Source organism: Streptomyces sp. ADMS (genome assembly GCF_033441795.1).
In the GTDB taxonomy this organism is placed as follows: Bacteria; Actinomycetota; Actinomycetes; order Streptomycetales; family Streptomycetaceae; genus Streptomyces.
Genome location: NZ_JAVFVX010000179.1, coordinates 1 through 9,997 on the forward strand (window position 1 = coordinate 1; position 9,997 = coordinate 9,997).

Consider the following 9,997-nt stretch of genomic DNA (forward strand, 5'->3'; position numbering starts at 1 on the left):
GGCTGACCGGCCGTCAGCGCCATGCGCGGCCCCGAACCGCGCCGATGCGGCGATGACCTGAGGATTCCGGCGCCTCGATGCGCTACACCGCATGACGGGCCGCAACCCCCTCGGGACCTCGGCAAGGCTGCCCTCCCGCTCTCATGGCGTGCAGACTGCCCCCATGACAGCGAGAGCACTGAGCAAGGGCGCAAACCTTCCCGTCGATTCTCCCGCGGTACGCGTCGAGTTCGTCTGGCGCGAAAAGCCTGGCATGCCCGATGTCGACGCCTCGGCCTTGCTGCTCACCGGTGCCGGACGTGTGCGCGACGATGGTGACTTCGTCTTCTACAACCAGCCCCGACATGCGTCGAACGCTGTGACCCACCTGGGAAAGCAGAGTGCCGGTGGCGTCCTGACCGACACGGTCGAGGTGGATCTGCACTCGATCGACCCCGCCGTTGAGCGAGTTGTGCTGTGCGCTTCGGCCGAGGGGGGAACGTTCGGGCAGGTGCCCGGGCTGACCTTGAGGCTTCTGGATGCGGGCACGCGGACCGAGATCGCACGCTTTCCCATGGAGGCCGCGACGGAGACCGCGTTCATCGGTGGCGAACTGTACCTACGGGCAGGACAGTGGAAGTTCCGCGCGGTCGGTCAGGGCTATGCCTCCGGGCTCGCTGGGCTGGCCACCGACTTCGGCATCACCATTGACGATGCGCCCTCGGATACGTTCGCGTTCCCGACGGCACCTGATTCGGCACCGCCTGTCCCGGCTCCAATATCTGTCGCCTCCCGCCTCAGCAAGGGCGAGGAACAGTTGCCTGTCGACATGCGCAAGCGTCTGTCTCTGCGCAAGGAACAGGTGGCGGTCAGTCTGCGAAAGCATGGCGCAGCCGGAGTCACCGCACGCGTCATCCTGGTTCTGGACGCCTCCGGATCCATGTCCTTCCTCTACTCCAAGGGCGTCGTCGCCGATGTCGTGGAGCGCATGGCAGCGGTTGCCGCACAGCTGGACGATGACGGGGACATGCAAGCCTGGACGTTCGCTTCGAATGCGGCACGCCTCCCTGATCTGCGACTCGGTGACCTTCCCGAATGGCTGCAACTGCACGTACGGGTGGGACAGATCGGCCTCTTCCGTCGCAATAGGAAACCCGGCAAAGGGCTGCAATCCGGTCAGGTCGACATGCGGACGGTGGGCATCCAGAACGAAGAGCAGAAGGCGATCGCCCAAGTCCGTAAATATGTTCGAGAATGCCCCGCTGCTGCTCCCACCCTGGTGCTGTTCTTCTCCGACGGGGGCATCCACCGCAACGCCTTGATCGAGCGAGAGCTGCGGGAAGCCGTCGAGGAACCGATCTTCTGGCAGTTCGTAGGGCTGGGACGGTCCGACTACGGAGTGCTGGAAAGCTTCGACACCCTGCCCGGCCGTCGCGTCGACAACGTCGGATTCTTTGCTCTGGACGACATCAGCACGGTCCCCGACCAGGAGCTGTACGACCGGCTCCTGTCCGAGTTCCCGACCTGGATAGGGGCCGCCGGCCAGGCGGGCATCCTCTGATCCGATTCATCCCGTCCGAGTCAGGGGTGAGGTTGTCCTCGATGAGGATCTCGCAGGGGCATCCGCCGTGTGCACGGCAGTAGCTGGTGGAGATCGAGCAGGGGCAGGCACAGAGGTCGAAGGAGTTGGCCGCGGCTGACAACCGGGTCCACCCGTCGATCGCGCACCGACATCGAACTCCAGTGCGGCCAATGCACGGGAGAAGACAGCAGGCGGCTGCGCGGAAGCCCAGGTGGTCAGGCGGCTTCGGCAGCCGCCCGCTCCACCTGAGTCCTGCCTCCTGAGTTCCCGCTGAGTCGCGCGTTCGGCCGGCCGATCACTCCGGTGGGTGGTCCGGGCCTCCGAAGTCCGGGCTGGTGAAGTCCGGGCTGGTGAAGCTGGGACGGTGGCTCGTCGTGTGGCCGCCCTCGGGACTGCTGAAGCCTGGCCGGTTGTAGCCGAGTTGGGGCATGCGGCCGGTGGTCGGATCCTGGGCCGGTTTGCGGTTCATGGCCGCCGTACCGGGGGCGGCGAGGGCGTCCCGGAGGAACGGCAGGATGCCGCGCTCCAGCAGAGCCTCGCGCCAGGCTTCCCTGGCCTGCGCCACCTCCCCGGTCAGTTCGCCGTAGGCCCCGGCCTCCTCCGCGTCCGGGCTGTTGCGCAGGGCGGTGAGCAGCAGGCCGACCGCGGCGACGAGGATCGCTGCCGCGGTCACCGCACCGAACACCCATCCGGTGGTGAGCATGGTCTGGGCGAACGCCGGCTCGGGGTCGAGCATCTTGAGGATGTAGCCCACGAGCAGGAAGAGCGCCGCGGCCGTGCCGGCGAGGACCGGAGCCAGGACCGCGACGACGGCGACGGCGCCCGCCCCGGCGGTCTCGGCGGCGGTCTCGCTCATGCTGGTCGCGAACCCCAGCGAGCCGGTGCCCGGTTCACTGGGGTCTGAGTCGCGTACGGACGACGGGGTGGACGGCGCCGGGTGGCGCAGTTCGTCGCGGACCTTCACGTAGTGCTGGTATTCGGCCGCTGCGGCGACCGTGATGAGCGCGGTGGCGTTGAGCGCCATGGTGCGCAGTTGTTCGGGGTTGAGCCGCTGACCGACGTCGGCCAGTTCCGGGCGGTGTGGGGCGGAGCGCAGCGCCTCATCGAGGATCCGCTCGTATTCCAGGCGGTCCTCGTTCTGCAGGTGCTGCGGAACGCTGTTCATGTGCATCCCCCGATGCTCCGTAGGGCTTGGGGCTCGGCATGCTGACGAGCCGTCGGGCAGAAACGGAGGGGAGCCTGCTACGGATAAGCCGATGGTAGAGCGGCGACGGCGCGCGGTGACAGGGGGTTTGAAGAAATTGCCGTGTGACTGTCCCCTGTCCGATGCGGTTCGACCCCGGAGGACGCCTGCCCGGGAAACGGCCGGATATCCGTCAGAGATCCAGCGGAAGTTCCTGGACCAGCAGTTTTCCGGCCATGGTCACGCCGCCGTCCATCGCGATGGCGAGTCCGTCGGCGTAGACATGCGGATGTTCGATGTTCGGGCCGGAGTTGTCCTCGCCGTCGTCCTCGGCGCCGACTTCGCCCAGCAGATACGGGATGGGGCTGTGGCCGTGAACGATGCGGGTGCCGCCGTACGTATCGAGAAGGGAGCGTACGGCCTCGGCACCGCCCTCGTCGCGGAAGGAGAAGCGCTTGGTGAACTTGCGGAAGAGATCCCACACCTCGTCCGCGTCGTTGCGCGTGATCGTTTCGCGGACGGTGTCGTTGACCGCCTCGATCGAGTCGCCGTAGTCGAGGTAGGCGGTGGTGTCCGAGTGCACGAGCAGGTGGCCGTCGACCTCCTCGATCGCGTCGAGGCGGGCCATCCACTGGAGGTGGTGGTCCTGAAGCCGGTCCATGTCGGTCTTCTGGCCGCCGTTGAGCAGCCAGGCCGCCTGGAAGGTGGCCGTGCCCGCGCCCGAGTTGACGGGGGTGTCACCGAACCGTTTGGCGCCCAGCAGCAGCAGCTCGTGGTTGCCCATGAGCGCCTTGCAGTAGCCGCCGGCCGCGGCCGCCTCGGCGGACAGCCGCATGACCAGGTCGATGACGCCGATGCCGTCGGGACCGCGGTCGGTGAAGTCGCCGAGGAACCAGAGCCGGGCGGTGCCCGCGGACCAGTTGCCCGCGCCGTCGATCAGACCCTGTTCCTGGAGAGCGCTCACCAGTTCGTCGAGGTAGCCGTGGACGTCCCCGACGACGTACACAGGTCCCGGGCCGTCGGCGGCCGGATCCGCGGGGCCGACGGCGGTCCGGAGCGTGTCACCGCGGTTGATGACGGGCAGGTCGCGCTGTGTGGGCGTGTACCCGTCCGGATACTCCTCCGTGGCCTGTGCGCCCTCCGCGGTCTCCTGGACCTCGGTGCCGGCTGCCCCGGCGGCGATGTCGCCGGCGACCGTTCCGTCAGCGTACGGACCGGTCTCATGGACGTACGCGGGCACCCGGAAGTCGCGCAACGTCGCCGTCCGCGTCACCTCGGGTCCCTGACCGGCCCCCTGAGTCATCGACCCCTCCACCATCGCGCCGCATCTGCACCGCATCGGACTGCCTGGTCGCAGCGGCCCGCGGTGTCGTGGGCCCATCATAGGAATGCGGATCGCGCCATGTGATGACCCAGGGGTGGTGAATCGGCGAAGGAGCCCGGTTCGCCGCGGCTTTCGCCCCGGTTCGGAATGGCTTTCCCGTACGGGCCCGCCCCGGACTCCCCGCTTCGTACCGTGCTTCGCACCTCGGACATCGACGCTTCGTACGATCATGACACCGGCGCCCGTGAACTGTCCCGGCGCCGGTGTCCCGCTTTCCTGAACGGGGCCGGGCTCCCGCTTCCCCTACGGGGCCGACCCCTCGTACGGCCCCGCTGTCCGGGAGCCCGCCCCGCACAAGCCCACCTTCCCCGCCCCTCACCAACGCGCCCGGATCACCCTTCTTCGGGCGACCGCGGCGGACTGACCGTCGTGCGCGGCGGACGGCGCTGCGAGGACGTCCGCACGATCAGCTCGGTCGGTATCACCTGCTCGACCGGCAGGTCCGAGTCGACGTTCTCGATGGCGTCGATCAGGAGTTGCACCACCGCGGTGCCGATGCGCCGCGGCTTCAGGGAGAGGGTGGTGATCGGCGGCTCAGTGGTGGCGTACACCGTGGACTCGCTGCAGCAGACCAGCAGGAGGTCGTCCGGGACGCGCAGGCCGTAGCGGCGGGCCGCGGCCAGCAGGTCGGTGCCGTTCGGGTCGAAGAGGCCGTAGACGGCGTCCGGACGGTCCGGGCGGGCCAGCAGCCGGTCGGCGGCCACGGCGCCCGCGCACGGGTCGTGGGCCGGGTAGGCCTCGTACACCGGGTCCTGGCCGACCCGCTCGCACCAGCGCAGATAGGCCGTGGTCGAGAGGTGGGTGTACGTGTCGGTGGACGTCCCCGTCAGGAGGCCGATGCGGCGGGCGCCGGCGGCGGCCAGGTGGTCGAGGATGCCCAGGACCGCCGCCTCGTGGTCGTTGTCGACCCACGCGGTGACCGGGAGTGAGCCGGCCGGGCGCCCGTCGGAGACGACCGGCAGTCCCTGTCGGACGAGTTCGCTGACCACCGGGTCGTGGTCGGACGGATCGATGACGACCGTGCCGTCCAGAGCGACGTTCGACCACACGTCGTGACGCGAGGTCGCGGGGAGGATGACCAGGGCGTAGCCCCGGGCGAGCGCGGCCGACGTGGCGGCCCTCGCCATCTCCGCGAAGTACGCGAACTCCGTGAAGGTGAAAGGTTCATCCCCGTACGTCGTCACGGTCAGGCCGATCAGCCCGGACTTGCCGGTACGGAGGGTCCGGGCCGCGGCCGACGGGCGGTAGCCCAGCCGGTCCGCGACCTCACGGACATGGCGTCGGGTGGCGTCCGGGAGCCGGCCCTTTCCGTTGAGGGCGTCGGAGACGGTCGTGATCGAGACCCCGGCGGCGGCGGCCACGTCTCTGATGCCTGCCCGGCCCGGCCGACTGCCTCGTCGGGTTGTTTCCGCGCGGCTCACCTGGTGCTTCCCTGCTGCTGTCATGGCGAGCCGATAGTAGGGCTCATGCGGTGGGGTAGTGCGGACGCATATGCAGTCGTTGACAGGCACGTTTCTGCATGGTCATTGGCTATCAACTGCCTTAGAAAGGAAGCCAGTTGAACGATATTACTGCCCTACGTGACTCGTCGGCGCACATAGGCTTGCCAAGTGACCGATGTTTCGAAGAGGTCTCAACTCACCTCTACGGGGGATGCGCGCCACGGCGTGAGCCACCGGCGCGCGCCTAGAAGTGTGGCGCGCCCCCCCCGATTCGTACAACTTTGTACAGTGATACCCCTGATGCCCGTGGGGCCGGTGGGATTGGCGAACGGAACGCGCCGGATGCGTCGCGGAAGCGACCGACCCATACGCAGCGGCGCCGAATCCTCATAAGGTGAGAAGCATTGGTACCCGGTGACCGGCGGCGGTGGCCGCGCTGAGCCGGGGGTGGTCATGAGGAGGACTGCGGTGAGCGAGACGAGCCCCAAGCTGCGCGCCGAGCTGGAGGGTATCCCCACCTACAAGCCGGGCAGGCCGGCCGCGGCGGGCGGTCCGGTGGCCTACAAGCTGTCCTCGAACGAGAACCCGTATCCGCCGCTGCCCGGCGTGCTGGAGACCGTGACGGCTGCGGCCGGGGCCTTCAACCGCTACCCGGACATGGCCTGCACGGAGCTCATGAACGAGTTGGCCGAACGCTTCGCCGTGCCGGTCTCCCATGTCGCCACCGGCACCGGGTCGGTCGGCGTCGCGCAGCAGCTGGTCCAGTCGACCAGCGGTCCCGGCGACGAGGTGATCTACGCCTGGCGGTCCTTCGAGGCCTATCCGATCATCACGCAGATCAGCGGCGCAGCGTCGGTCAAGGTCCCGCTGACGCCCGGCGACGTGCACGACCTCGACGCGATGGCGGACGCGATCACCGACCGGACGCGGCTGATCTTCGTCTGCAACCCCAACAACCCGACGGGGACAGCCGTACGGCGGGCCGAACTGGAGCGGTTCCTGGACCGGGTGCCCAGTGATGTGCTGGTGGTGCTCGACGAGGCGTACAAGGAGTTCGTCCGCGACATCGAGGTGCCGGACGGGGTCACGCTCTACCGCGACCGGCCGAACGTCTGTGTGCTGCGCACCTTCTCCAAGGCGTACGGCCTTGCCGGGCTCCGGGTCGGCTTCGCGATCGCCCATGAGCCGGTGGCGGCGGCGCTGCGCAAGACGGCGGTGCCGTTCGGGGTGAGCCAGCTCGCCCAGGACGCGGCGGTGGCCTCGCTGCGGGCCGAGGACGCGCTGCTGGGCCGGGTCGGCTCACTGGTGTCCGAGCGCACGCGCGTGGTCGACGGGCTGCGCGGCCAGGGCTGGACGGTGCCTGATACCCAGGCGAACTTCGTGTGGCTGCGGCTGGGGGAGCGCACGGTGGACTTCGCGGCGGTGTGCGAGCGGGCCGGGGTGGTCGTACGGCCGTTCCCGGGCGAGGGGGTGCGGGTGACGGTCGGTGAGACCGAGGCGAACGACGTTCTCCTGAAGACGGCGGAAGCCTTCCGCAAGGAGCTGTAGGGCGGTCCTGGGGTAGCTCCCAGAGCCTGTTTGGTGACCATGTGCGGCACGTCACTCCCTGCGGGTGACGTGCCGTTTTGCCTGCCTGGCGGCCCGGAATCTCACGTTCTGCGCCTGGCGGAGGCCGCAGAGAGGCCCCGCCCCTCATGGCTCGAACGGGCATGCGTCATAATTGCTTGTGAATGTGAACGCGTTCACAAGCGCGTCGCGTTTGTCCTTCTCGTGCAGCGTGGCAACCGGGACGGACTGCCGCAATGACCACGGACGTAAGGAGGAGATGTGGACATCGCTCTGGCGCCGGAGACTCTGGCGCGATGGCAGTTCGGCATCACCACCGTTTACCACTTCCTGTTCGTCCCGCTGACGATCTCCCTCGCCGCGCTCACCGCCGGCCTGCAGACCGCCTGGGTGCGCACGGAGAAGGAGAAGTACCTCAAGGCCACCAAGTTCTGGGGCAAGCTCTTTCTGATCAACATCGCGATGGGTGTCGTCACCGGCATCGTGCAGGAGTTCCAGTTCGGCATGAACTGGTCCGACTACTCGCGCTTCGTCGGCGATGTCTTCGGTGCCCCGCTCGCCTTCGAGGCGCTGATCGCCTTCTTCTTCGAGTCCACCTTCATCGGGTTGTGGATCTTCGGCTGGGACAAGCTGCCGAAGAGGATCCACCTGGCCTGCATCTGGATGGTCTCGATCGGCACGATCCTGTCGGCGTACTTCATCCTCGCGGCCAACTCCTGGATGCAGCACCCCGTCGGCTACCGGATCAACGAGGAGAAGGGGCGCGCCGAACTCACCGACTTCTGGCTGGTCCTCACCCAGAACACCGCGCTGACCCAGGTCTTCCACACCCTCTCCGCGGCCTTCCTCACGGGTGGCGCCTTCATGGTCGGCATCGCCGCCTTCCATCTGACGCGCAAGAGGCACATCGAGGTGATGAAGACCTCGCTGCGGCTCGGCCTGGTCACCGTCGTCATCGGTGGTCTGCTCACCGCGGTCAGCGGGGACTTCCTCGGCAAGGTCATGTTCAAGCAGCAGCCGATGAAAATGGCCGCCGCCGAGGCACTGTGGGACGGCGAGGCGCCCGCGCCCTTCTCCGTCTTCGCCTACGGAGACGTCGACGCCGGCCACAACAAGGTCGCCGTCGAGATCCCGGGCCTGCTGTCCTTCCTCGCCAACGACGACTTCAGCTCCTACGTCCCCGGCATCAACGACGTCAACAAGTCCGAGCAGGAGAAGTTCGGGCCCGGCGACTACCGGCCCAACATCCCGGTCGCCTACTGGGGCTTCCGCTGGATGATCGGCTTCGGTATGACGTCCTTCGCGATCGGGCTGGCCGGACTCTGGCTGACCCGCAAGAAGTTCATGCTGCCCCAGCATCTGCGGGTCGGCGACGGCGAGGTGCCGCACCTCTCGCTGCTGCCCGGGAGGGCGCTCGGCCCGACGTTCACCAAGTGGTACTGGCGCATCGCGATCCTCACCCTGGGCTTCCCGCTGATCGCCAGCTCCTGGGGCTGGATCTTCACGGAGATGGGCCGTCAGCCGTGGGTCGTGTACGGCATCTTCCAGACCCGGGACGCGGTCTCCCCCGGGGTCTCGCAGGGCGAGATTCTCGCCTCGATGATCCTCTTCACCTCCCTCTACGCGATTCTCGCCGTCATCGAGGTCAAGCTCCTCGTGAAGTACGTCAAGGCCGGGCCGCCCGAACTGACCGAGGCCGACCTCAACCCGCCCACGAAGATCGGCGGCGACTCCCATGACGCCGACAAGCCGATGGCCTTCTCCTACTAGGCACAGGGAGCTGGAATCGCCATGCAACTTCACGACGTCTGGTTCGTCCTCATCGCCGTCCTGTGGATCGGCTACTTCTTCCTGGAGGGCTTCGACTTCGGGGTCGGGGTCCTCACCAGGCTGCTCGCTCGCGACCGGGCGGAGAAGCGGGTCCTCATCAACACCATCGGGCCCGTCTGGGACGGCAACGAGGTGTGGCTGCTCTCGGCGGGCGGCGCGACCTTCGCCGCTTTCCCCGAGTGGTACGCCACCCTCTTCTCCGGCTTCTATCTGCCGCTGCTGCTCATCCTGGTCTGTCTGATCGTGCGAGGCGTCGCCTTCGAGTACCGCGTGAAGCGGCCCGAGGAGAACTGGCAGCGCAACTGGGAGACCGCGATCTTCTGGACCTCGCTCCTCCCGGCGTTCCTCTGGGGCGTGGCCTTCGCCAACATCGTGCGCGGGGTGAAGATCGACGCGGACTTCGAGTACGTCGGCACTTTTGCCGACCTCCTCAACCCGTACGCGCTGCTCGGCGGCCTGGTCACCCTGTCGCTGTTCACCTTTCACGGCACGGTGTTCGTCGGCCTCAAGACCGTCGGGGACATCAGGGAACGGGCGCGGAAGCTGGCCGTGCGCGTCGGACTCGCAGCAGCTGTCGTCGCGCTCGTGTTCCTGACCTGGACTCAGGCGGACAAGGGCGACGGCGGCTCCCTGGCCGCGGCGATCGTGGCCGTGGTCGCGCTCGTCGCCGCCCTGGGGGCGGCGCAGAAGGGGCGTGAGGGCTGGGCGTTCGCGTTCTCCGGGGTCACTATCGTGGCCGCCGTCGCGATGCTGTTCCTGACGCTCTTCCCGAACGTCATGCCGTCCTCGCTCAACGCGGACTGGAACCTCACGGTCACCAACGCCTCGTCGAGTCCGTACACACTGAAGATCATGACGTGGTGTGCGGGGATCGCCACCCCCATGGTCCTGCTCTACCAGGGCTGGACGTACTGGGTGTTCCGCAAGCGGATCGGCACACAACACATCGCCGAAGCTGCACACTGAGCTTCTTGTCTGCGGGAGCTTGTCTTCGGGTGGTGGTTTCACGATGTTTCACGTGAAACATCGTG

The 9,997-nt window shown here is 67.7% G+C and carries 7 protein-coding genes; 4 read left to right on the forward strand and 3 right to left on the reverse strand.

Features of this window, described 5'->3' with window-relative positions:
- Positions 1 to 163 precede the first annotated feature (163 nt).
- Positions 164 to 1,540 (forward strand): VWA domain-containing protein, encoded by a 1,377-nt coding sequence (locus RB628_RS37945; protein WP_318325205.1) that lies wholly within the window; start codon positions 164 to 166, stop codon positions 1,538 to 1,540.
- A gap of 316 nt (positions 1,541 to 1,856) precedes the next feature.
- Here RB628_RS37945 and RB628_RS37950 read toward each other — a convergent pair whose 3' ends face one another.
- The 3 genes from RB628_RS37950 to RB628_RS37960 form a co-directional block, all read right to left on the reverse strand.
- Positions 1,857 to 2,732 carry a hypothetical protein gene (locus tag RB628_RS37950; protein WP_318325206.1) on the reverse strand — a complete coding sequence of 292 codons (876 nt, stop codon included), beginning with the start codon at positions 2,730 to 2,732 and terminating at the stop codon, positions 1,857 to 1,859.
- Between the two features lie 205 nt (positions 2,733 to 2,937).
- Complete coding sequence (locus RB628_RS37955; RefSeq protein ID WP_318325207.1) at positions 2,938 to 4,047, reverse strand: metallophosphoesterase; 1,110 nt, start codon at positions 4,045 to 4,047, stop codon at positions 2,938 to 2,940.
- Between the two features lie 413 nt (positions 4,048 to 4,460).
- On the reverse strand, positions 4,461 to 5,573 hold the full coding sequence (locus RB628_RS37960) for a LacI family DNA-binding transcriptional regulator (protein ID WP_318325208.1): 1,113 nt from the start codon (positions 5,571 to 5,573) through the stop codon (positions 4,461 to 4,463).
- A 465-nt stretch (positions 5,574 to 6,038) separates the two neighbouring features.
- Between RB628_RS37960 and hisC the strand changes: the two genes are divergently transcribed.
- The 3 genes from hisC (at position 6,039) to cydB (ending at position 9,932) form a co-directional block, all read left to right on the forward strand.
- Complete coding sequence (gene hisC / locus RB628_RS37965; RefSeq protein WP_318325209.1) at positions 6,039 to 7,118, forward strand: histidinol-phosphate transaminase; 1,080 nt, start codon at positions 6,039 to 6,041, stop codon at positions 7,116 to 7,118.
- Between the two features lie 279 nt (positions 7,119 to 7,397).
- Positions 7,398 to 8,906: a cytochrome ubiquinol oxidase subunit I gene (locus RB628_RS37970; protein ID WP_318325210.1), complete on the forward strand. Its 1,509-nt coding sequence runs from the start codon at positions 7,398 to 7,400 to the stop codon at positions 8,904 to 8,906.
- 21 nt (positions 8,907 to 8,927) lie between these two features.
- Positions 8,928 to 9,932, forward strand: coding sequence for a cytochrome d ubiquinol oxidase subunit II (cydB, locus tag RB628_RS37975; RefSeq protein ID WP_318325211.1), 1,005 nt, complete (start codon positions 8,928 to 8,930; stop codon positions 9,930 to 9,932).
- Positions 9,933 to 9,997: the final 65 nt, after the last annotated feature.